We start from the raw sequence: 23,483 nt of genomic DNA, 5'->3' as shown, positions 1-23,483 counted from the left end.
AAATTGGGTTCCATCCAGAAATAACTGGGGACCGGATGCCTTGTCTCGGTGTTTTCGCCGTCCGGGAAGGCGGGCGGGAATTTCAGGATTTACTGATTCTCTACGCGGCTGCGGCAACCACTCGGTTGCGCCCGCCGTTTTTCGCTTCATACAGCGCGCGGTCCGCCTGCTTTAGGAGCTGTTCCGGCGTCTCGGCGCCCTGCGTGCTGCAGGCAAGGCCGAGCGAGGCGGTGATATTGAGCATGATACCGGCCGTCTTCAGGTGGAACGGCTGGCTCTCGATGATGCTGCGCAGCCGTTCGGCAATCGCAGCGGCCGACATGGCGTCGGTATCGGGCATGACGACCACGAATTCCTCGCCGCCGTAGCGGCAGGCAAGATCGGCCCCCCTGACGGTCGAGCGGACGCGGGCTGCGAACTCCTTCAGCACCTCGTCGCCGGCATCATGGCCGTAGGCGTCGTTGACCGACTTGAACCGGTCGATATCGGTGATGCAGACGGACAGCGGCCGTGAGCGTGCAGCAGACCGGTTGAACAGCACCTTCAGGTGATTGTCGAGATAACGCCGGTTGTTGAGGCCGGTCAGCCCGTCGGTGACGGCAAGCTCGATCGTCTGGCGAACACTCATGCGCAGGCGATCGTTGTAGCGCTTGCGCTTGATCTGGGTGAGCACGCGCGCCATGAGTTCGTTCGGGTCGATCGGCCTGACGATATAATCGTTGACGCCGAGGTCGAGCGCCCGCACGATCAGATCGTCGGCGCCCATTTCAGTCACCAGCAGCAGCGGCAGGAAGCGCGTGCGCTCCAACGAGCGCAGCTGCGAGCAGAGCCTCAGCGGATCATATTCGTCGAAATTGGCGTTGACGACCACCAGATCGACCGGGCTCTCCGCCGCTTCGAAAAGTGCTGCCTGCGGATCGGACATGGCAATGACGCCGGCGACCGGCTTCAGCGCCTTGATGATGCGTTCCTGCGAGCTTGCGCGTCCGTCGACGAGCAGGACCTGGGCCGTCTCTTCGCGGCCGTCAGCCCCCTTCAGCATGTCTTCCAGGCCGATATTGCTGGCGGTGTCGGCGCGGATGCGCAGTTCGTCGCTGAGCGTCTTCAGCCTTACCAGGCTTTTCACGCGCGAAATGAGCTGCAGGTCGTTGACCGGTTTGGTCAGGAAATCGTCGGCACCGGCCTTGAGGCCACGCACGCGGTCGGAAGGCTGGTCGAGCGCGGTGACCATGACGACCGGAATATGAGCGGTGCGCGGATTGGCCTTCAGCCGTTCGCAGACCTCGAAACCGTCGATGCCGGGCATCATGATGTCGAGCAGGATCAGGTCCACATGCGTGCTGTCGCAGATCGCCAGCGCCTTGTAGCCGTCATCGGCGGTCAGGACGTCGAAATACTCGGCGAGAAGCCTGGCTTCGAGCAGCTTCACATTCGCCGGAATATCGTCGACTACCAGTATCCGCGCCGTCATGAGATCCGTCCCGTTTTCACGCGTCGCCGAGATATGTTTTAATCGTCTCGATGAACTTCGGCACCGAGATAGGTTTCGAGACATAGGCCTCGCAGCCACCCTGGCGAATGCGCTCCTCATCGCCCTTCATGGCAAAGGCGGTGACCGCGATCACCGGAATGACGTGCAATTCATCGTCTTCCTTCAGCCATTTGGTGACTTCCAGACCCGAAACCTCGGGTAGCTGGATATCCATCAAAATCAGGTCGGGGCGATGTTTGCGTGCAAGATCAAGCGCTTCCATACCATTGCGGGTCTGGATGGTATCGTATCCCGATGCTTCGATCAGGTCGCGGAAGAGCTTCATGTTCAGCTCGTTGTCCTCGACGATCATGACCCGTTTGGGCATGGCGATCCGTTCCTTAAATCCCGGCTTGCATGAGTGCCTTCAGTATATAAGCTCCCGGAACGGCCGATTCCACAGAGCGCCTATCAGGCACGGTAAAGCCATTTAGTTGAAAAAGAGGTAACTCGGCAGACAATGCGGCGCGACCCCGGTAATACTCGAAACAACAGAACCCAGGCGGAAGAGACCGCGGCCGCCATTCTCGGATGGCTCGCCAGCGAACCCGATATGCTCGGCCGTTTCCTCGCCCTTTCCGGCGTCCAGCCCAACCAGTTGCGCAATGCGGTAAACGATCCGGGCTTTCTCGCCGGCATGATCGATTTCTTGATGGGGCATGAGCCGACTCTGCTGGCCTTCTGCGAGGCGACGGATACAAAGCCTGAAGCCGTGGCAGCAGCCTCGCATCACTATTCCGGCCCCGGGCTCGATTCCGGCGACTATTGAGATGACCGAGATCCTCGACCTTTCGCATGTGCGCCTCGGCGACCGGCCGCTCGTCGTCTGCGATATCGACGATGTGGTGCTGCACTTCGTGGCCCCCTTCCAGGAGTTTCTGCGCGGCGAAGGCCATGAACTGCTGCCGCGCTCGTTCCGGCTCACCGGCAATATCGTCTCCGTTGAGACCCAGATCGCGCTTGAGCACCCGGATGTGCGCCGGCTGATTGAGGCTTTCTTCGAGGCCCAGGAGAACTGGCAGATCCCCACCGACCTCGTCGTCCAGACGCTCGACGCGCTGTCGAAGGATGCCGACGTCGTGTTTCTCACCGCGATGCCGCCGCGCTATCGGGAACACCGCCGCCGGCTTCTCGACCAGATCGGCCTCACCTTCCCGATGATCGCCAGCGAAGAGCCGAAGGGGCCGATCATGCAGCGCCTGCATGCCGGGCGCCCCCTGCCCTCCGTCTTCATCGACGACATGGCGCATAATCTTCATTCGGTGCGGGATCATGTCTCTGAGTGCCTCCTCCTCCACATGATGCCCGACTCGCCCCTGCATCTGCTTGCGCCGAAACCCGCCGAAGGCATCGTCCGGGCAACCGACTGGGCCCATGCCGCCGAGCTGATCCGTAGCCATATCCAGCCCAAAGCCGCCTGACATCTAGAGTTCCAGCCGCATCAGCGGCCGTCCGTCCTTGCGGCGTTCCACCACGTCGAAGCCGGCGGCGTCGAAGATCGCCGTCGAGCCGATGCACAGCGTCACCGATTTCGACTGTTTCACATGATCGATCGGACAGGCATCGACGAAACGCGCTCCCATCCGGCGCGCATAGTCGATGGCACCCGACAGCAGACGGTGGCTCAGCCCTTTGCCCCTGAGCTTCGGCGTCAGGAAAAAACAGCTGACCGCCCAGACGGAGGGATCGGTTGCATCCGCCTCCTCCAGCGGGCGCGAGACGGTGCGTGGCGAATTGAACTGCGGCACGTCGTGCCGCGGTCCCACCTGCACCCAGGCCACCGGTTCAGCCTTCGAATAAGCCAGAATGCCGGGCGGCGGACCGGCGGTTATGCGGCCGCGGATATGGTCCTTCCGCTCCTGCGGCTGCATCTTCGTGCGCACCGCCTGGGGCAGGCGCAACGCGACGCACCAACAGTGATAGAAGGCCCCCTGCGGGCCGAAGAGCATTTCGAAATCCTCCCAGCGTTCCGCCGTCACGGGCTCGAACCGAAGATCGATATCCACGCCAAACCTCTACGCTCTCCCTTGTGACTCACAAGCTTAGGCTTTAACGTCACAATGTTCAATCTTTGTTCTCAGCCATGACGCCTACGCCTGACAAGACACCCGGCTTCTGTCGCGACTGCCTTGCGGAGCAGAAGGCGGAAGTGCGCCGTTGCCGCGCCTGCGGCAGCCCGCGCCTCGTCTATCACAAGGAGCTCTATGGCCTGACGCTGGCGCATATCGATTGCGACGCCTTCTACGCGACGATCGAAAAACGCGACAATCCGGAGCTTGCCGACAAGCCGGTGATCATCGGCGGCGGCAAACGCGGCGTCGTCTCGACGGCCTGTTACATTGCCCGCATCAACGGCGTCCGCTCGGCAATGCCGATGTTCAAGGCGCTGGAACTCTGCCCCGACGCCGTCGTGATCCCGCCGAACATGGAAAAATATGTGACGGTCGGGCGGCAGGTGCGCGCCATGATGCACGACCTGACGCCGCTGGTTCAGCCACTGTCGATCGACGAGGCCTTCCTCGAACTCGCCGGCACCGAACGGCTGCATCATGCTCCCCCGGCCCGCATCCTCGCGAAATTCGCCAAGCGGGTGCAGGACGAGATCGGCATCAGCGTTTCGGTCGGCCTCTCCTATTGCAAATTCCTCGCCAAGGTCGCTTCCGACCTGCAGAAGCCGCGCGGCTTTTCGGTGATCGGCCAGGAAGAGGCGCTGGAATTCCTGGCGACCCGACCCGTCACCACCATCTGGGGCGTCGGCAAGGCGTTCAACGCGACGCTGGAGGCGGACGGGATCCGCACCATCGGCCAGCTCCAGACCATGCAGGAAGCCGACCTAATGCGCCGCTACGGCTCGATCGGCCAGCGGCTCTACCGCCTCTCGCGCGGCATCGACGATCGCGAAGTGCATCCGAACGAAGCGGCGAAGAGCGTTTCGGCCGAGACCACCTTCTTCGACGACATCTCGCGTTATGACGACCTCGTGCCGATCCTGCGCCGGCTTTCCGAGAAGGTCTCGGCGCGGCTGAAGAAACACGGCATCGCCGGGCAGACCGTCGTTCTCAAGCTGAAGACCGCCGACTTCAAGAGCCGCACCCGCAACAAGCGGCTCGAGGACCCGACCCAGCTCGCCGACCGGATTTTCAGGACCGGCCTGTCGCTGATGGAACGCGAGACCGACGGCACCAAATTCCGCCTGCTCGGCATCGGCGTCACCGATCTCGGCGACCCCGCGCGTGCCGATCCGCCCGATCTGGTCGACCGCCAGGCAGGCCGCCGGGCGGCCGCGGAAGCGGCGATGGACAAGCTGCGCGACAAGTTCGGCAAGGCTGCCGTCGAGACCGGATATACTTTCGGAAGCCGCCGCCGGGATCAATGAAATGTGATCCGTTATTAACCATAACGTTAAAACTACTCGCGGCGCGGATAACCTTCCTTAAACCTCGTGCGCTAATATGCGGGTCTTGTATTGCGTATGGGGTCGGTCATGTTGCGTCGCCTGGTGTTCGGGTTAGGTCTTTTGTCTGCGACCATGCTGTCGCATGCGGCTTTTGCGGAAGGTGCCCGCACGCTGCAAATCATCGTTTCCAAGGACAAGCAGTCGCTCGTCGTCTATGACGGCGAAACGGTTGTCACCACCTCGAAGGTTTCGACCGGCAAGCAAGGTCATTCGACGCCGAGCGGCATCTTCTCGATCCTCGAAAAACAGAAATATCACGAATCCAACCTCTATTCGAACGCGCCCATGCCGTGGATGCAGCGCCTGACCTGGTCCGGCATCGCGCTTCATGAGTCGAACAGCGTACCGAACTATCCCGCCTCGCACGGCTGCGTGCGGATGCCGGGCGCCTTTGCCAAGTCGCTCTTCCAGATGACCGAGCGCGGCGCGCATGTGATCATCACCGATGCGCCGGTCGTGCCGCAATTGATCGAGAACGCCAACCTGTTCCTGCCGCGCAAGCCGCTGCCGACAGGACCGCTGCTTTCCGACGTGCAGCTGAGGACCTCGTCGATCAGCAGTAGTTCCAAACCGGTCGATTCCAAGCCGGTCGAAGTGGCGATGAACGTGGTGCCGAACAACCCGTCGATCGTCCATCCGACGACAGACGCGTCGCCGACAACGACCAAGCCGGCCGCTGTTGCCGCAGAGGATGTCGCACCGCTGCGCATCCTCATCACCCGCCGAGGCGAGCGCGAGGCGCTAATGGACGCACAGATCCTGCTGCAGCAGCTCGGTTTCGACACCGGCGGCGGCGACGGTTTCGCCGGTCCGATGACCCGCAGCGCGATTGCCGGTTTCAAGCGCTGGAAGAACCTGTCGCCCAAGGGCGCGCTGGTGACGCCGGAATTCCTCGACTCGCTCTATGAGACCGCCGGCCAGCCGCGCCCGCCGATGGGCCAGATCATGGTGCGCCAGAATTTCCAGCCGTTGTTCGAGGCTCCGGTCGGCATCAAGGATCCCGAAATCGCGCTCGGCACGCATTTCTTCAGCGTCGACAAGGTCGAGCGCAAGGAAGAGACGGCCGAATGGCACAGCGTCACGGTTCCCAACGGCCTCAGCGCTGCGATGAAGCAGCGGCTCGGGATCACGGTCGCCGACGATCCCTATGCGCCGGGCGCCGCCGCAAAGGCGCTTGCCCGCATCGAAATCCCGGCCGACATTCGCGACCGGATCGAGACGCTGATCAGCGACGGCTCATCTCTCACGATCAACGACCAGGGCATCGGCGCGGATACCGGCGATGGCACCGATTTCATCACTGTCACCCAGCCGGTACAGCGGGTGGCCGAAGCGCAGGCCTCCATCATCAGGCCGCAGCCGGTCAGCCAGCGGCGGACGGAGGCGAAGCCCCGCGCCTATGGTCTCTACTGAGTCGCGTATTTCTACGCATGTCATTATCGCAAAACCGCTGCACACTTTTGCGCGACATGCGCGTTAGACCAGCTCGACATCGAGAACGCCCGGCGCTGTGCGAAGCGCCGCGGCGATTTCCGGCGAGATGCGGTATTTCTCCGTCAGCTCCACCTCGATCTCCCGCTTGCCGTCATCCTTGATGACCACGAAGGATACCAGCCCGTCGCCCCGGGCATTCAAGTGCCGCGCGACAGTGCGCAGCGGGCCTGAATCGCGCACGAAGACGCGCAGCGCCTTCTGCATCTGCACCGATTTCTCCTCGAGCGACTGCGCCGTCTGGATGCGCAGGCCGATGCCTTCCGGCCGTTCCTCCGCCTGCACGGTGATGACCAGCGACTTGCCGGGCTCGAGCAGGTCACGATATTGCGCCAGCCCCTCCGAAAACAGCACCGCCTCGAACTGGCCGGTCGCATCCGAGAAGGTGACGATGCCCATCTTGTTGCCGGTGCGGGTCTTGCGTTCCTGCTTGCCGGTCACCGTCCCGGCCAGCCGGCCGGCGGTGGCGCCCTGTTTCACGGCCGCCGAAAAGTCCGCGAAATTCTGGACGCGCATCTTGGCGAGCACATTGGCATAGGCATCGAGCGGGTGGGCGGAGAGATAGAAGCCGAGCACCTGATATTCGCGCATCAGCATTTCGGACGGCATCCACGGCGTAAACGACGGGAAGATCAGCGTTTCCGGCCCGGAGGCGGAGGACGAGCCGAACATGTCGTGCTGGCCGCTGACCTTTTCCCCTTGTGCGCGCTGCGCATAACCGATGATGCGGTCGAGACCGCCGATCAGCTCGGCGCGGTCGCGGCCGAAACAATCGAAGGCGCCGGCCGAAATCAGGCTTTCCATGACGCGGCGGTTGACCTGTTTCGGATCGATCCTGAGGCAGAAATCCTCGATGCTGGCAAACGGCACATCGCCGCGCACTTCGGTGATGTGGTCGACCGCCGACTCGCCGACGCCCTTGATGGCGGCGAGCGCATAATAGATCCGGTTGTCGCCGGTCTCGAAATGCCGGAACGACGTCTGCACCGACGGCGGAATGACCGCGATGCCGAGGCGGCCCGCATCCTGCCGGAAATCGTTGAGCTTCTCGCTGTTCGCCATATCGTAGGTCATCGAGGCCGCGAGGAACTCGACCGGGTAATGCGCCTTCATGAAGGCCGTCTGGTAGGAGACGATGGCGTAGGCCGCGGCGTGCGATTTGTTGAAGCCGTAGTTGGCGAACTTGGCGAGCAGTTCGAAGATATTGTTGGCCTGCGGCTTGGAGACGCCGTTCTTGATGGCGCCATCGACAAAGCGTTCGCTCTGCTGGTCCATCTCCGCCTTGATCTTCTTGCCCATGGCGCGGCGCAGCAGGTCGGCCTCGCCGAGCGAGTAGCCCGAGAGCACCTGGGCGATCTGCATGACCTGCTCCTGGTAGACGATAACCCCTTGGGTCTCCTTCAAGAGATGGTCGATCATCGGATGGATCGACTCGATCTCCTCCTCGCCGTGCTTGCGGGCGTTGTAGGTCGGAATGTTCTCCATCGGGCCCGGACGATAAAGCGCCACGAGCGCGATGATGTCCTCGATGCAGTCTGGCCGCATGCCGATCAGCGCCTTGCGCATGCCCGCACTTTCCACCTGGAACACGCCGACCGTCTCGCCGCGCGAGAGCATTTCGTAGGTCTTGGTGTCGTCGAGCGGGATCTTGGCGAGATCGACCTCGATGCCGCGCTTGCGGCAGAAATCGACGGCGGTCTTCAGCACGGTCAGCGTCTTCAGGCCGAGGAAGTCGAACTTCACGAGGCCCGCCTGCTCCACCCATTTCATGTTGAACTGGGTGACCGGCATGTCCGAGCGCGGGTCGCGATACATCGGTACCAGCTTCGACAGCGGCCGGTCGCCGATGACGATGCCGGCGGCGTGGGTCGAGGCGTGGCGGTAGAGGCCTTCGATCTTCTGGGCGATATCGAGGAGGCGGGCGACGACCGGTTCCTTGTCGGCCTCCTCCTGGAATTTCGGATCCTCCTCGATCGCCTTCGACAGGGGCGTCGGGTTGGCCGGGTTGTTCGGCACCAGCTTGCAGATCTTGTCGACCTGGCCATAGGGCATCTCGAGCACGCGGCCGACGTCGCGCAAGGCGGCGCGCGCCTGCAGCGAACCGAAGGTGATGATCTGCGCCACCTGCTCGCGGCCGTATTTCTGCTGCACGTAACGGATCACCTCTTCGCGGCGGTCCTGGCAGAAGTCGATGTCGAAGTCCGGCATCGAGACGCGGTCGGGATTGAGGAAGCGCTCGAACAGAAGCGAGAAGCGCAGCGGATCGACGTCGGTAATGGTCAGCGCGTAGGCGACCAGCGAGCCCGCACCGGAACCACGGCCGGGACCAACCGGGATGCCCTGCTGCTTGGCCCATTTGATGAAGTCGGCAACGATCAGGAAGTAGCCTGGAAACTTCATCTTCTCGATGACGCTGAGCTCGAAGTCCAGCCGTTCGCGATAGTCCTGTTCGGTATAACCGCGCGTGATGCCGAGCGTCGCGATGCGCTCTTCGAGACCTTCCACGGACTGGCGGCGCAGTTCCTCCGCCTCGGCGCGCTCGGCTTCCGCCGGATCGTCCGTGGCGCCGGTGAAGCGCGGCAGGATCGGATTGCGGGTTTTCAGCACGAAGGAACAGCGGCGGGCGATCTCGACCGTGTTTTCAAGCGCCTCCGGCAGGTCGGCGAACAGCTTTGCCATCTCGGCGCGGCTCTTCAGATAATGGTCCGGCGTCAGGCGGAATCGGGTGTCGTCCGAGACGATCGCGTTATGGGCAACAGCCATCAGCGCGTCATGGGCATCGTAATCGGCCTTAGTGGGAAAGAAGGCTTCGTTGGTCGCGACTAGCGGCAGGTCGTGATCGTAGGCGAGCGTGACGATCTTGTGCTCGTGGCGCCGGTCATAGGCGCCGTGGCGCTGCAGTTCGACATAAAGCCGGTCGCCGAAGATTTCCTTGAGCTTCAGGAGCCTTGCTTCGGCAAGCGTGGCATTGCCTTCCTTCAGAACGGTATCGACCGGACCGGTGCCGGCGCCGGTCAGCGCGATCAGACCTTCGGTGCCGCCGTCCTCCAGCCAGGAGCGGCAGATATGGATGGACTGATGCCCCTCACCGCCCAGATAGGCCCGGCTGATAAGGTCGACCAGCCGTTCGTAACCGGTGGCATTGGCCGCCAGCACGACGATCGCCGGCAGCTTGGCGAGCTGCTGGTGGCTGTTGCGGCGCTCGTCGGACTGGTCTTCCATATCGATCGACAGCTGGCAGCCGATGATCGGCTGCAGGCCGTCGCCGATCGCCTTCTGGGCGAATTCCAGGGCAACGAAGAGATTGTTGGTATCGGTGATCGCGATCGCGGGCTGATTGTCCGCGATTGCCTTCGAGAGGATCTTCTTGAGCGGCAGCGCGCCTTCAAGCAACGAATAGGCGGAATGGACGCGAAGGTGAACGAATTGCGGGGTCGCCCCCAGCGCTTCCGATCCCGATTTTACGTCCACTGTATCTGCCATATCTGCGCCATATCCATCTCATGAATCAGGCTATTGTCCGGCGCAGGGACTTCAGAGTCCAGTTCGGATTTCCCCCCTCAACCGCTTTCGGCCGGAGGGCTCCGATTACATGGCCATCATGATCATCGAAAGGCTGGCCACGAAGGTGGCGATTGAAGCGAATGCGGCAATGTCACGAAGCAGGTCAGTCATCGTCGTCTCCCGTGTTCTCTTATGTTTTTATTTTGTTCTCATTTTGTTTGAGAGTCAACAAAAGAACAGACCGGAAACAAAACATGCCCCGATATCCTCCGTCACCTGGTAAACGATCCGTTAACTTGAGATTGAACGCATGCGGGCACGTCCGGACTTGGATAACCAATCCGGGTACGCAATGGTTCGGACGAGGCGCTGAAAGCTGCCTCGTAAGATAAGTAATAGGTGACACCTCTCAGCGCCCCGTTCGGCGGTTAATATCCGCGACTTCGGTCCCTCTGCGATGACGGGGGTTATGGGAACGGTTGCGTGCCCCTCAAGAGAGGGCGTCATGCACGCTCTCAGGCGACGATGCCGCGGGCCATGACCGCCGCCCGGCATCGTCTTCCACCTGCGCCGCACATCCGGGTCCTTGAAAAACCCTCGGACGCCGCACGGCGCGGCCCCGATCACCCTGTGTGCCTCACAGGCACGCCCGGCGCTCCATGATGGAAAACGAGAAGAGAAGTCGGTCCGACAGCTTCTCACCGGTCCCACGTCGCCGGAGGGAGACCATTTTCCGCGAACCCCGAAGGGAAGGACTTACGTCGTTTCCTGCCACCCGGCGCCGGTCCCGCCTCGCCGGCACGCCTGCCGGTGTATCCGTGACGGAACGGGGAGATTGTAGGCACGGGTCGGGAAGGCGGGGATGAAGGGGAGGCTAAGTGCTTGATGGGGCTGACGGGGAGGTGCCGATTGTGCCCGGATAGGTCGGCGTCTGGAGTGTAGATCCTCGGGTCAAGCCCGAGGATGACGACCTTGGACGTCAGATGACGACCTTGGGTGTTGTACCCTCTCCTCCGTCATCCGCCGCTCTCTCCGTCATCCTCGTCCTCGGGTTAAACCCGAGGATCCAGACAGCACGTGGGTTATCCAGCGGAAGTCCGCCTCTTCACATCTCGACGACCTTGCCGCCCTCGATCGTCACGCGGCGGTCCATGCGGCTGGCGAGGTCGTGGTTGTGGGTGGCGATCAGGGCCGCGAGGCCCGACTGGCGTACCAGCGCCTCCAGCGCGTCGAAGACGTAGGATGCGGTCTTGGGGTCGAGATTGCCGGTCGGCTCGTCGGCGAGAAGCACGCGCGGGGCGTTGGCAACCGCGCGGGCGATCGCTACCCGCTGCTGCTCGCCGCCGGACAGTTCGGAGGGACGGTGCTCGGCGCGGTGGCCGATCCGCATGTAGTCCAGAAGCTGGCTTGCCCGTTCCTTCGCTTCGGCCTTGGAAAGGCCGGCGATCAGCTGCGGCATCATGATGTTCTCGACGGCGGAAAACTCCGGCAGGAGATGGTGGAACTGATAGACGAAACCGATCTGGTTGCGGCGCATCGCAGTGCGCTCCGCATCAGGAAGCCCGTTGCAGGCCTGCCCGGCGAGGAAGACCTCCCCGGCGTCCGGATGTTCGAGCAGGCCGGCGAGATGCAGAAGGGTCGATTTACCGGTGCCCGACGGGGCGACCAGCGCGACGATCTCGCCGGTCTTCAGGTCGAAATCGGCACCCTTGAGGATCGAAAGCGTGGTCTCGCCCTGGCCATAGTGACGTTCGACGCCCGAGAGCTGCAAGACGGTTTTGCGTGCCATGAAGTATGCCAAGTCCTATTCGTATCGAAGGGCCTGGACAGGATCGAGCCGGGAGGCCCGCCATGCCGGGAAGATGGTGGCGATGAAGGAGAGAACCAGCGCCATCATGACGACCGAGAAGGTCTCGCCAAAGCTCATTTCAGCCGGCAGCTGGCTGAGGAAATAAAGCTCCGGATCGAAAAGGATGGTGCCCGAGATCCAGGAGAAGAACTGGCGGATCGATTCGACGTTCAGACAGACGACGACACCGAGCAGGACGCCCGCGAACGTTCCGACGAGGCCGATCGCCGCACCGGTCATGAAGAAGATGCGCATGATCGCGCCCGCGCCCGCGCCCATGGTGCGCAGGATGGCGATATCGCTGCCCTTGTCCTTCACCAGCATGATCAGGCCCGAGATGATGTTGAGCGCCGCCACCAGCACGATCAGGGTCAGGATCATGAACATGACGTTGCGCTCCACCTGGAGGGCGGAAAAGAAGGTCTGGTTGCGCTGGCGCCAGTCGGTGATGAAGATCTGGCGGCCGGCCGCAGCTTCGATTTTCGGGCGAAGACCGTCGATATCGTCGGGATTGTCGACAAACAGTTCGATCGACTGAACGAGGCCTTCGGCATTGAAATAGAGCTGCGATTCCTCGAGCGGCATGTAGATGATCGTCGCGTCGTATTCCGACATGCCGATCTCGAAAATGCCGGAGACGGGATAGGATTTGACGCGCGGATTGACGCCCATCGGCGTCACGTCGCCTTCCGGCGAGATCAGGGTGATTTGGTCGCCGGCCGACAGGCCGAGCTGGGCCGCGAGTCTCGAGCCGACCAGCACGCCCTGCCCCGAGGCAAAACCGACCATGTCGCCCGACTTGATGTTGCCGGCGACTTCCGACAGCTTTTCGAGGTCCTCCGGGCGCACGCCACGCACCAGCGCGCCGGAACCCGCACCGCCGCGGCCCGACGCCAGCGTCTGGCCCTCGACCAGCGGCAGCGCCATCCGCACACCCGGCACGCCTGAGAATTTCTGGGTGAGTTCCGCGTAATCCGTCAGCGGCCCGTCGATCGGCTGGACGATCATGTGGCCGTTGATGCCGAGGATGCGCGAGATGAGCTCGGTGCGGAACCCGTTCATCACGGCCATGACGATGATCAGCGTCGCGACGCCGAGCATGATGCCGATGAAGGAAAAACCGGCGATGACCGAGATGAAGGCCTCGCGGCGGCGCGACCGCAGATAGCGCCAGGCGACCATCCGCTCGAAGGCCGAGAAAGGACCGGCCGCACGCGCCGCGTCCGCCTTTACCGCTTCACCATTCGCCGCGACGCTCGCCATGCCGTCTCCTCAACCTGCCGTCGGCGGTAGATCCGCCCTGTAGCCCGACCGGCTTATCGGCCGGCGAGCCTGTTCATGGCCGCTTCGACGGTCAGCGTTTCGCGCTCGCCGGTCTTGCGGTCCTTGACCTCCACTTCGCCGACTGCGGCGGAGCGAGGCCCGACAATCACCTGGACCGGCACGCCGATCAGGTCGGCGGTCGCGAACTTGGTGCCGGCGCGTTCGTCCGTGTCGTCGTAGAGCACGTCCTTGCCGATCGTTTCGAGGCCGCCATAGAGCGTTTCGCAGATCCGGTCGCAGGCCTCGTCGCCCGGCTTCATGTTGATCACCACGACGTCGAACGGTGCGACCGATGCCGGCCAGATGATTCCATTGTCGTCATGCGATGCTTCGATGATGGCGGGAACAAGGCGGGTCGGGCCGATACCGTAGGAACCCATGTGGACAGGGTGTTCCTTGCCGTCCGGACCCTGCACCTTGGCGCCCATCGGTTCAGAATACTTGGTGCCGAAATAGAAGATATGGCCGACCTCGATGCCGCGGGCGGACAGCCGGTCCCCTTCGGGAATGACGTCGAAAGCGGCCTCGTCGTGCATTTCCGAGGTCGCGGCATAGATGGAGGTCCACTTGTCGAAAACCGCCTGCAGACCGGCGACGTCGTCGAAATTGGTCTCCGCGCCGGGAATGTCGAAATCGATGAAGTCCTTGTGGCAGAAAACTTCCGACTCGCCGGTATCGGCCAGGATGATGAATTCGTGGCTGTGGTTGCCGCCGATCGGACCGGTATCGGCGCGCATCGGGATGGCGCGCAGGCCGAGACGCGCGAAGGTACGCAGATAGGCGACGAACATCTTGTTATAGGCGTGCAGCGCACCTTCCTTGGTGAGATCGAAGGAATAGGCGTCCTTCATCAGGAATTCGCGCGAACGCATCGTGCCGAAACGCGGACGGATCTCGTCACGGAACTTCAGCTGAATGTGATAGAGGTTGAGCGGCAGGTTCTTGTAGGATTTGACGTAGGACCGGAAAATGTCCGTGATCATTTCCTCATTGGTGGGGCCGTAGAGCATGGGGCGCTCCTGGCGGTCCTTGATGCGCAGCATTTCCTTGCCGTAATCGTCGTAACGGCCGCTTTCCTGCCAGAGCTCAGCCGACTGCAGCGTCGGCATCAGCACCTCGATCGCGCCGGAGCGGTTCTGCTCCTCGCGGATAATAGCGTTGACCTTGTCGAGCACGCGCTTGCCGAGCGGCAGCCAGGAATAGATGCCCTGGCTCTGCTGGCGGATCATGCCGGCACGCAGCATCAGCCGGTGGGACACGATTTCCGCTTCCTTGGGGTTTTCCTTCAGGATGGGCATAAAATAGCGGGACAGGCGCATCGAGATTTCCGCGGTTGCCGGGCCTATCCTTCAATCCAGGAATCGCCCGTTTCTTCAGTGATATGGCGAGGGTACATAGCCGTTCCGGGGCTCCAAGGGAACCCGCCCCCGCATGAATCGCACGATGTCACGATTCCGCGCCGGGCATCTGCAGACCCGCTAAAAACGGGGATTTCGTGGCAAACGTGCGACATTTTTGTCAACTCAAAAATTTTATCGAAGTGTAGCAAAAATACAAAAAAAGCGGATGACAAAGCACATCCTTTGAGCTAGGTTCAGCCCACAAAAGAGGCAAGGAGTTCAAATTCTTGCCATTTCGCGGTCAAGTCTTGGGAGGATCAGATCTTAGGCGCGCTTGTCGCTGCCCCGGTAACGGTTACAGATCACGCGAAACTAGAAACAAGGCTTAACCGCCTTGTTTTTTTTTGCTTTTTCACCAGCCGAACAGCTGCGCCAGCGTCTTCGCCGCCGCTCCTATGCCCTCAAATGATGACAGGGAAATGACAGGCTCCCGATGATCCTGCCTTATTCTTGCGCTTCAGTCGAAGGTCGGCACGATGACGGGAATATCGGCAATGCCGACGCCGAAATAGACGGATGCGACGTGGTAGCCGGCATAGAGCACTGTCGAGATCACCGTCGTCAAAAGCACGACGCGGCCGCCGCGAAACTTGCTCGGGGCGCTTTCCACGGTCCCACTGGTCACTTCACCATCTTCCTGCTGGCTGCGATAACCGAGCGGAAGGACGATGAAGAGCACGGTCCACCAGATGATGAAATAGATGGCCGCGACCGTCAACAGAGGCATGATTTCGACTCGATTCCGGTTCGAAGAATTGGCGCCTTATAGGCTGAAAGGCAGGCAAGCTCAAACCTGAAGGCCCTGACGTGATGTCACAGCTGTGGGAATCATACCTGTTCGAGCTCGACCAGGGTGCCGTTGAAGTCCTTCGGATGCAGGAAAAGCACGGGTTTTCCATGAGCTCCGGTCTTCGGATTGCCGTCTCCGAGGACCCGCGCACCGGCCGCCTTCAACTGGTCGCGGACAGCGATGATATCATCCACTTCGTAGCAGATATGGTGCATGCCGCCGGACGGATTCTTCTCGAGGAAGGCCGCAATGGGAGAATCGGCGCCCAGCGGTTCCAGGAGCTCCACCTTGGCGTTGGGGAGTTCGACGAAGACCACGGTGACACCGTGCTCGGGCAGGGCTTGTGCCTGCGAGACGCGGGCGCCGAGCGTGTCGCGGTAAGTCGAGGTCGCGGCGGCAAGATCCGGGACGGCTATAGCGATGTGATTGACGCGTCCGAGCATGGTTTGGTCCTCCCAAGTGCAGGTTAGGCGGTTTTGGAGCAGCTGCCTATAGAGATGCGGACGGTGCCGCGGGCTCCCTATGATCTCCCCCCTTGAGGGGAGATGTCACCGAAGGTGACAGAGGGGGATGGCGACGGTGCGGCAAATACGGTTGCCGATGAATATGTGGAGGTCCCCCCTCTGCCCTGCCGGGCATCTCCCCCTCAAGGGAGGAGATCGACTCGTGGCACCATCTCACTCCAAAACGGACGTCCGACCCCCGCCCCTCAGAGGCGAGTAACAAACACCGTCACGATCGGTTTCTTGCCCCAGGCCTCGTTGGCGGCGGAGCGGACGGCGCGGCGGATCGCCTCGCGGACCATGTCGAGATCCTTGCGGCGGGCGCGCGGGATGCTTTCGACGGCGCCGAGAACGGCGTCGTAGAGCGTATCCTCCATGTCCTCGCCCTCGTCGTCGAATTCCGGCAGGCCGAAGGCGATGAGATCGGGGTCGGTCACGAAGTCATAGCGGGTGTCGAGCAGGACGTTGACGGAGACGTGGCCGACGAAGGAGAGCTTGCGGCGGTCGCCGATGCCCATTTCCTCGAAATCACCGATCAGCTTGCCGTCCTTGAAGATGCGACCATGCGGCGCCTCGCCGATCACCTCGGCGGGGCCGGGTGCCAGACGCAGGATATCGCCGTTGCGGACACGCGGAATGGTCTTGATGCCGGCGGAGGCGCCGAGTTCGGCCTGGGCGGTCAGGTGAGCCGCTTCGCCGTGGACCGGCACGAGGATCTGCGGGCGGGTCCATTCGTACATCTGCACCAGTTCGCTGCGGCGCGGGTGGCCGGAGACGTGGACGAGCGCGTCGCTGTCGGTGACGATCTTGATACCCTGCTCGATCAGGCCGTTCTTGATCTCGATGATCGCCTTCTCGTTGCCGGGAATGGTACGCGAGGAAAACACCACCGTATCGCCCGATGTCAGCGCCACATGGCGCATCTCGTCGCGGGCGATCTTGGCGAGCGCTGCGCGCGGCTCGCCCTGGCTGCCGGTCAGGATCACGACGATCTTGTCGCGCGGGATATAGCCGTATTCGTCCTCGGCGATGAAGGGTTTGAGGCCTTCCATGATGCCGATGTCGCGGGCGACGCCGACGACGCGCTTCAGCGAAGAACCGAGCAGCAGCACTTCGCGGCCTGCAGCGTCCGCTGCCTGGGCGATCGAGCGGATGCGGCCGACATTCGACGAGAAGGTGGTGATCGCCACCCTGCCCTCGGCCGCTTCGATGATCTGGCGCAGGCCCTCGGAGACTTCCTCTTCCGATGGCGAAACGCCCTCGCGCATGGAATTGGTGCTGTCGCACATCAGCGCCAGCACGCCCTCGTCGCCGATCTTGCGGAAGCGCGCCTCATCGGTGAACGGTCCGAGAGACGGCGCATGGTCGATCTTCCAGTCGCCGGTATGGACGACATTGCCGAGCGGGGTGCGGATCACCAGCGACATCGGCTCGGGGATCGAGTGGTTGACGCCGATCGCCTCGATCTCGAACGGGCCGATATTGATGCGGTCGCCGGCCTTGAAGATCGTCACCGGAATTTCGGCGCGCGACCCTTCGTATTCGCGCTTCGCTTCCAGCATGCCGGCGGTGAACGGCGAGGCATAGACGGGCACGTTGAGGCCCGGCCAGAGGTCGTTCATCGCGCCGTAGTGATCCTCGTGCGCATGGGTGATGATCATCGCCTTGAGATGGCTGCGCTGGCTGGCGAGGAAGCGGATATCCGGCAGCACGAGATCGACGCCCGGCAGCTCCGGCCCCGGAAAGGTCACGCCGCAATCGACCATGATCCACTGGCGCTTCTCCGGCGTTCCATAGCCGTAGAGGGCGAGGTTCATGCCGATCTCGCCCACGCCGCCAAGCGGCAGAAACACCAGTTCTTCTTGGTTTGCCATTTTCTTTGTCTATTCCATTCCTTGAAAAAATACATCACCGGCGGCGATCGACATCAGCGCGCCCAATCCGGTATCGAGCAGCAGAAATCCCTTGTCATCGATACCTGCGAATGTGCCAACAAGCGAGCGGTCCGGCAGGTTCACGGTGATTTTTTCGCCGATGCCGCAGGCGACTTCGCGCCAGCGCCGGCTGATTTCGGGCGTGCCCCGGCCCTCGTCCCAGGCTTCCAGAACTTGTGCCATCTCCCTGAAAAGATGCGCGAAAAGCTCTTCCGGCGAGATGTTGGCGCCATGGTCGGCAAGCCGGGTTACCGCGTAAGTCGCACTGTCGGGCATGTGGCGGATATTGATGCCGATGCCGATGACGAGCGCGCGGCGGCCGTCCGGCAGCCCCTCGCCTTCCAGCAGAATACCACAGGTCTTCTTGCGGCCGATCAGGATATCGTTCGGCCATTTGACGTCGAGCGGCTCGCCGCCCGGCGGCAAAACCGACCTGACGGCGGCGTGGACGGCGACTGCGACCGCGAGCGGCAAAGAGCCGATCCTTTCCGGTGGCGCAGGATCGATCAGCAGCAGCGATGCGTAGAGATTGCCGGGTTCCGACGTCCAGGCCCGGCCACGGCGGCCACGGCCGGCGAGCTGGCGCATCGCGGTCAGCCACAACAAACCGGAATCGCCCGCGCGAGCGCGGGCGAGACATTCGCTATTGGTGGATCCGACTTCGTCGAGCGCCTCGTGGCGGAACGCATCGAGCGAAAAGCGGCCCCTTGCTCCCGGCATTCTCAGAAGAAGGACTTCGCGGCCGCGCTCGCCGCCGTGCCGATCGGTCCGCCGATCAGTACATAGGCGACGACGAAGAGACCGGAGAGACCAAAGACCAGGCGCAACTCGCCGGAGATGCGGGCGAACTCGCCCTTGGCTTCATCGAACCACATCAGCTTGACGATGCGCAGGTAATAATAGGCACCGACGACCGAAGACAGCACGCCGATGATCGCCAGCGCATAGAGCTTGGCTTCGATCGCCGCGACGAACACGAAATACTTGGCGAAGAACCCTGCCAGCGGCGGAATCCCGGCCATCGAGAACATCAGCGCGGTCAGCACCACGGCCATGAACGGCTTGGTGGAGGAGAGGCCGGCGAGATCGTCGACATTCTCGACATTGCCACCTTCCTTGCGGCGCATCGCCATGATGCAGGCGAAGGTGCCAAGCGTCATGACCATGTAGATGGTCATGTAGAGGACGACGCCGGAGACGCCGGTCTCGGTGCCGGCTGCGAGGCCGACGAGCGCATAGCCCATGTGGCCGATCGAGGAATAGGCCATCAGTCGCTTGATGTTGCGCTGGCCGATCGCGGCGAACGAGCCGAGCAACATCGAGGCGATCGAGACGAAGACGATAATCTGGCGCCAGTCGGCGACGATCGGCAGGAAGGCGTCGGAGACGATGCGCACCAGGATCGCCATGGCGGCGACCTTCGGGCCGGCGGCGAAGAAGGCGGTGACCGGGGTCGGGGCGCCTTCATAAACGTCCGGCGTCCACATGTGGAACGGTACGGCGGAGATCTTGAAGCAGGCGCCGGCAAGTACGAAGACCATGCCGAAGATGAGGCCCATGCCGCGAGTTTCGGCCGAGAGAACCTTGGCGATGCCTTCGAAGCCGGTATTGCCGGTGAAGCCGTAGACCAGCGACATGCCGTACAGCATCATCCCGGAGGAGAGAGCGCCGAGAACGAAATATTTCAGGCCGGCCTCGGTCGAGCGCAGGCTGTCCCGGTTGAAGGCGGCGATGACGTAGAGCGCCAGCGACATCAGTTCCAGCGCGAGATAGAAGGCAATCAGGTCGTTCGCCGAGATCAAGAGCAGCATGCCGAGGGTCGAGAGCACCAGCAGGACCGGGAACTCGAAGCGGTTGAGGTGGTCCGACTTGGCATGGCCGACGGACATGACCATGGCGGTGATCGAGCCGACCAGCGCCAGCACCTTCATGAAGCGGCCGAAGGCATCGAGCTTGAAGGCGCCGCCATAGGCCACGCCCTCGCCGGGCATGAAGATCAGCCAGAGGCCTGCGACCGCAAGCAGCGCCACCGCAAGCCCCGTCACCGTCGGCGCGGACTTGTCGCCGGAAAAGACGCCGATCATCAGAAGAGCGAGCGCGCCCACGGCCAGGATGATCTCCGGCATCGAGAGCTGCAGGCTTAGGGAGAGAATTTCAGCGGTCATGTCCAGTCGTGTCCCGTCTCAGTGCGCGTTGAGCGCAAGCGTTTTCGCTGCTGCCAAGGCTGCGGAATAATTGTTCACCACGAGGTCTACGGAGGCCGCCGTCGCATCGAAGATCGGCGCTGGATAGAAGCCGTAGAAGATGGTGACCGCGATCAGCGGATAGAGGATGAGCTTTTCGCGGCCGGAAAGGTCGAGCAAGCCTTTAAGGCTTTCCTTTTCGAGCGCCCCGAAGATCACCCGGCGGTAGAGCCAGAGCGCGTAGGAGGCCGAGAGGATGACGCCGGTGGCGGCGAACAGAGCCACCCAGGTGTTGACCCGGAAGACACCGATGATCGTCAGGAATTCGCCGATAAAGCCGGACGTGCCGGGCAGGCCGACATTGGCCATGGTGAAGATCATGAAGGCGACGGCGTATTTCGGCATGTTGTTGACGAGGCCGCCATAGGCCGAGATTTCACGGGTGTGGAGCCGGTCGTAAACGACGCCGACGCAGAGGAAGAGTGCGCCGGAAACGATGCCGTGCGACAGCATCTGGAAGATCGCACCCTGCACGCCCTGCACGTTGGCCGCAAAGATGCCCATGGTGACGTAGCCCATGTGGGCGACCGAGGAATAGGCGATCAGCTTCTTGATGTCGTCCTGCATCATCGCCACCAGCGAGGTGTAGATGATGGCGATGACCGACAGCGAGAAGACCAGCGGCGCGAAATGTTCCGACGCGATCGGGAACATGGCGAGCGAGAAACGGATCATCCCGTAGCCGCCGAGCTTCAGCATGACGCCGGCCAGGATGACCGAGCCTGCGGTCGGTGCCTGGACGTGTGCGTCCGGAAGCCAGGTATGCACCGGCCACATCGGCATCTTGACCGAGAAGGCCGCAAAGCAGGCGAGCCACAACCAGGTCTGCATGCCGGCCGGGAAGCCGTATTTCAGGAGTTCGGTCATGTCGGTCGTGCCGGCCTGCCAGTACATGGCCATGACGGCGAGCATCATCAGCACCGAGCCGAGCAGCGTATAGAGGAAGAACTTGTAGGATGCGTAGACGCGGTCCTTGCCGCCCCAGACGCCGATGATGACGAACATCGGGATGAGGGTCGCTTCGAAGAAGACGTAGAAGAGCACGACGTCAAGCGAGACGAAGACGCCGGTCATCACCACTTCCAGAAGCAGGAAGGCGATCATGTATTCCTTGAGGCGCTTCTCGATCGTATTCCAACTGGCGAGCACGCAGAAGGGCATCAGGAAGGTCGTCAGGATAACGAACAGCATGGAGATGCCGTCGACGCCGAGATGGTAGGAGATGCCGGTGCCGAGCCAGTTGTGCTTCTCGACCATCTGGAAGCCGGCATTCGAATTGTCGAAGCCGATCCAGATGAAGAGCGAGACGATGAAGGTGAAGACCGTCGTGAACAGCGAGACGTTGAGGATGTTGCGGCGCCCGAAGGGGCCGTCTTCCCGTGTCAGAAGCAGCAACAGCACGCCGACCAGCGGCAGGAAGGTGACCGTCGAGAGAATTGGCCAGTCGGTCATTAGATTGAGCTCCCGAGCATCATCCAGGTGACGAGGGCGGCGATGCCGATCAGCATCGCGAACGCGTAGTGATAGAGGTAACCGGACTGCAGCCTGACCACCCGGTTGGTGACGTCGACCACGCGGGCGGCAACGCCGTTCGGGCCGTAGGTATCGATGACGCCGACATCACCCTTCTTCCAGAGGAACCGGCCGAGCGCCTTGGCGGAGCGGACGAACAGGAAGTCGTAGAGTTCGTCGAAATACCACTTGTTGAGCAGGAACTCGTAGAGGACCTTCTGCGAAGCGGCCAGACGACGGGGCGTCGAGGGCGACTTGATGTAGAAATACCAGGCGGTGACGAAACCGATCAGCATGGCGATGAAGGGGCTGAGAGCCACCAGCGCCGGCACATGATGGAATTCGTGCAGCAGCTCGTTGTGTTCGGAGGTGAACAGCGCGCCCTTCCAGAATTCGAGATATTCCTCGCCGTAGAAGTAACCTTCGAAGAGGACGCCGGCCAGAACCGCGCCGAGCGCCAGGAGATAGAGCGGGACCAGCATGACGCTTGGCGATTCATGCACATGGTGCATGACATCGGCGGACGCGCGCGGCTTGCCGAAGAAGGTGAGGAAGGCAAGACGCCAGGAATAGAAGCTAGTGAAGAGAGCGGCGATCACCAGAAGCGTGAAGGCAAAACCCGAGACCGGCGAATGCGAGGCATAGGCGGCTTCGATGATCACGTCCTTGGAGAAGAAGCCGGCGAAACCGATCGGCGTGAACGGGATGCCGACGCCAGTCAGCGCCAGCGTGCCGATCGTCATCATCCAGAAGGTGATCGGGATGTGCTTCCTGAGGCCACCCATGTAGCGCATGTCCTGCTCGCCGTCGACGGCATGGATGACCGAGCCGGCGCCCAGGAACAGCAGCGCCTTGAAGAAGGCGTGCGTGAAGAGGTGGAAGATCGCCGCGCCATAGGCTCCGACGCCGAGCGCCACGAACATGTAGCCGAGCTGCGAGCAGGTCGAATAGGCGATGACGCGCTTGATGTCGTTCTGGACGAGGCCGACGGTCGCCGCGAAGAAGGCGGTGATCGCGCCGATGACGGTGACGACCAGCAGAGCGTTGGGCGACAGTTCGAAGATCGGCGACATGCGGGCGACCAGGAAGACGCCGGCGGTGACCATGGTCGCGGCATGGATGAGCGCCGAAACCGGGGTCGGGCCTTCCATGGCGTCAGGAAGCCAGGTGTGCAGCAGGAACTGCGCCGACTTGCCCATCGCGCCCATGAACAGCAGCAGGCAGACGACGGTAACGGCGTTCGCCTTGTCGAGCGACATGCCGAAGATGTTGACGACCGCCTGGGCCGCTTCCGGCGAGCCTGCGGCCGGAAGATAGGTGGCGGCAGCTGCGAAGATCGTCTCGAAGCTGATCGAGCCGAACAGCACGAAGACGCCGGCAATGCCGAGCACGAAACCGAAGTCGCCGACGCGGTTGACGATGAAGGCCTTCATCGCCGCGGCCGAGGCCGACGGCTTCTTGTACCAGAAGCCGATGAGCAGGTAGGAGGCCAGACCGACGCCTTCCCAGCCGAAGAACATCTGGGCGAGGTTGTCCGACGTGATCAGCATCAGCATCGCGAAGGTGAACAGCGACAGGTAGGCGAAGAAGCGCGGGCGATGCGGATCGTGGTGCATGTAGCCGATCGAATAGACATGCACGAGCGTCGAGACTGTGTTGACGACGACGAACATGACCGCCGTCAGCGTGTCGACGCGGAACGCCCATTCGACGTCGATGCCGCCGGACTGGATCCAGCGCATGACCGGGACCTTGATCACCTCGCCTGCTTCGCCGTGGGCGAGCGCGACGTTGAAGAAGACGATCCAGGAGAGCACGGCGGCGATGATCATCAGGCCGCTGGTGACGTATTCGGACGCCTTCGCGCCGATCGAACGGCCGAACAGGCCGGCGACCAAGAAGCCGATCAGGGGTAGGAAGACGATTGCCTTGTAGATCATGACCCG

General features: G+C 62.2%; 18 protein-coding genes. 4 read left to right on the top strand and 14 right to left on the bottom strand.

Annotated elements, in window-relative coordinates; genetic code table 11:
• Positions 1-100 precede the first annotated feature (100 nt).
• Together J2857_RS18505 and J2857_RS18500 are read right to left on the bottom strand one after the other, a co-directional pair.
• Complete coding sequence (locus J2857_RS18505) at positions 101-1,471, bottom strand: PleD family two-component system response regulator (protein WP_210011523.1); 1,371 nt, start codon at positions 1,469-1,471, stop codon at positions 101-103.
• Between the two features lie 16 nt (positions 1,472-1,487).
• Positions 1,488-1,859 (bottom strand): response regulator, encoded by a 372-nt coding sequence (locus J2857_RS18500; protein WP_007765577.1) that lies wholly within the window; start codon positions 1,857-1,859, stop codon positions 1,488-1,490.
• Positions 1,860-1,991: 132 nt separating this feature from the next.
• Here J2857_RS18500 and J2857_RS18495 point away from each other — a divergent pair, with 132 nt between their 5' ends.
• Both J2857_RS18495 and J2857_RS18490 read left to right on the top strand, forming a co-directional pair.
• Positions 1,992-2,300: a DUF3572 domain-containing protein gene (locus J2857_RS18495; protein WP_007765574.1), complete on the top strand. Its 309-nt coding sequence runs from the start codon at positions 1,992-1,994 to the stop codon at positions 2,298-2,300.
• 1 nt (position 2,301) lies between these two features.
• Positions 2,302-2,952 (top strand): hypothetical protein, encoded by a 651-nt coding sequence (locus J2857_RS18490; protein ID WP_210011522.1) that lies wholly within the window; start codon positions 2,302-2,304, stop codon positions 2,950-2,952.
• A 3-nt stretch (positions 2,953-2,955) separates the two neighbouring features.
• Here J2857_RS18490 and J2857_RS18485 read toward each other — a convergent pair whose 3' ends face one another.
• The gene (locus J2857_RS18485; protein ID WP_210011521.1) at positions 2,956-3,537 is read right to left on the bottom strand and encodes a GNAT family N-acetyltransferase; all 582 of its coding nucleotides are present in this window, start codon (positions 3,535-3,537) and stop codon (positions 2,956-2,958) included.
• Positions 3,538-3,614: 77 nt separating this feature from the next.
• On the opposite strand from J2857_RS18485, the gene J2857_RS18480 reads away from it, so the two are divergent.
• Positions 3,615-4,907, top strand: coding sequence for a DNA polymerase IV (locus tag J2857_RS18480; protein ID WP_210011520.1), 1,293 nt, complete (start codon positions 3,615-3,617; stop codon positions 4,905-4,907).
• A 108-nt stretch (positions 4,908-5,015) separates the two neighbouring features.
• On the top strand, positions 5,016-6,401 hold the full coding sequence (locus tag J2857_RS18475; RefSeq protein WP_210011519.1) for a L,D-transpeptidase: 1,386 nt from the start codon (positions 5,016-5,018) through the stop codon (positions 6,399-6,401).
• A 63-nt stretch (positions 6,402-6,464) separates the two neighbouring features.
• On the opposite strand, the gene dnaE is transcribed toward J2857_RS18475, so the two are convergent.
• The 11 genes from dnaE to nuoL all read right to left on the bottom strand — a co-directional run bounded on the left by dnaE (position 6,465) and on the right by nuoL (position 23,477).
• Entirely contained in the window at positions 6,465-9,962 is a 3,498-nt protein-coding gene (gene dnaE, locus J2857_RS18470; protein WP_210011518.1) for a DNA polymerase III subunit alpha, read from the bottom strand.
• A 1,126-nt stretch (positions 9,963-11,088) separates the two neighbouring features.
• On the bottom strand, positions 11,089-11,772 hold the full coding sequence (locus J2857_RS18465; RefSeq protein ID WP_210011517.1) for an ABC transporter ATP-binding protein: 684 nt from the start codon (positions 11,770-11,772) through the stop codon (positions 11,089-11,091).
• Between the two features lie 15 nt (positions 11,773-11,787).
• The gene (locus J2857_RS18460; protein WP_210011516.1) at positions 11,788-13,095 is read right to left on the bottom strand and encodes a lipoprotein-releasing ABC transporter permease subunit; all 1,308 of its coding nucleotides are present in this window, start codon (positions 13,093-13,095) and stop codon (positions 11,788-11,790) included.
• Between the two features lie 53 nt (positions 13,096-13,148).
• Positions 13,149-14,474, bottom strand: coding sequence for a proline--tRNA ligase (proS, locus tag J2857_RS18455; RefSeq protein ID WP_210011515.1), 1,326 nt, complete (start codon positions 14,472-14,474; stop codon positions 13,149-13,151).
• A 538-nt stretch (positions 14,475-15,012) separates the two neighbouring features.
• On the bottom strand, positions 15,013-15,282 hold the full coding sequence (locus J2857_RS18450; protein ID WP_210011514.1) for a DUF1467 family protein: 270 nt from the start codon (positions 15,280-15,282) through the stop codon (positions 15,013-15,015).
• A 101-nt stretch (positions 15,283-15,383) separates the two neighbouring features.
• Positions 15,384-15,788: a methylmalonyl-CoA epimerase gene (gene mce / locus J2857_RS18445; protein ID WP_210011513.1), complete on the bottom strand. Its 405-nt coding sequence runs from the start codon at positions 15,786-15,788 to the stop codon at positions 15,384-15,386.
• 266 nt (positions 15,789-16,054) lie between these two features.
• The gene (locus tag J2857_RS18440) at positions 16,055-17,722 is read right to left on the bottom strand and encodes a ribonuclease J (protein ID WP_210011512.1); all 1,668 of its coding nucleotides are present in this window, start codon (positions 17,720-17,722) and stop codon (positions 16,055-16,057) included.
• A gap of 9 nt (positions 17,723-17,731) precedes the next feature.
• The gene (locus tag J2857_RS18435; protein WP_210011511.1) at positions 17,732-18,502 is read right to left on the bottom strand and encodes a biotin--[acetyl-CoA-carboxylase] ligase; all 771 of its coding nucleotides are present in this window, start codon (positions 18,500-18,502) and stop codon (positions 17,732-17,734) included.
• 2 nt (positions 18,503-18,504) lie between these two features.
• Positions 18,505-19,947: an NADH-quinone oxidoreductase subunit NuoN gene (nuoN, locus tag J2857_RS18430; protein ID WP_210011510.1), complete on the bottom strand. Its 1,443-nt coding sequence runs from the start codon at positions 19,945-19,947 to the stop codon at positions 18,505-18,507.
• Between the two features lie 18 nt (positions 19,948-19,965).
• Complete coding sequence (locus J2857_RS18425; RefSeq protein WP_210011509.1) at positions 19,966-21,477, bottom strand: NADH-quinone oxidoreductase subunit M; 1,512 nt, start codon at positions 21,475-21,477, stop codon at positions 19,966-19,968.
• Entirely contained in the window at positions 21,477-23,477 is a 2,001-nt protein-coding gene (gene nuoL / locus J2857_RS18420) for an NADH-quinone oxidoreductase subunit L (RefSeq protein WP_210011508.1), read from the bottom strand. Before nuoL ends, J2857_RS18425 begins: the two co-directional genes overlap by 1 nt.
• Between the last annotated feature and the right edge of the window lie 6 nt (positions 23,478-23,483).

It is taken from the genome of Neorhizobium galegae (assembly GCF_017877055.1).
In the GTDB taxonomy this organism is placed as follows: domain Bacteria; phylum Pseudomonadota; class Alphaproteobacteria; order Rhizobiales; family Rhizobiaceae; genus Neorhizobium; species Neorhizobium galegae_D.
The sequence above is the reverse complement of the archived record's forward strand: the minus strand, read 5'-3'. Positions and strand labels throughout refer to the sequence as shown.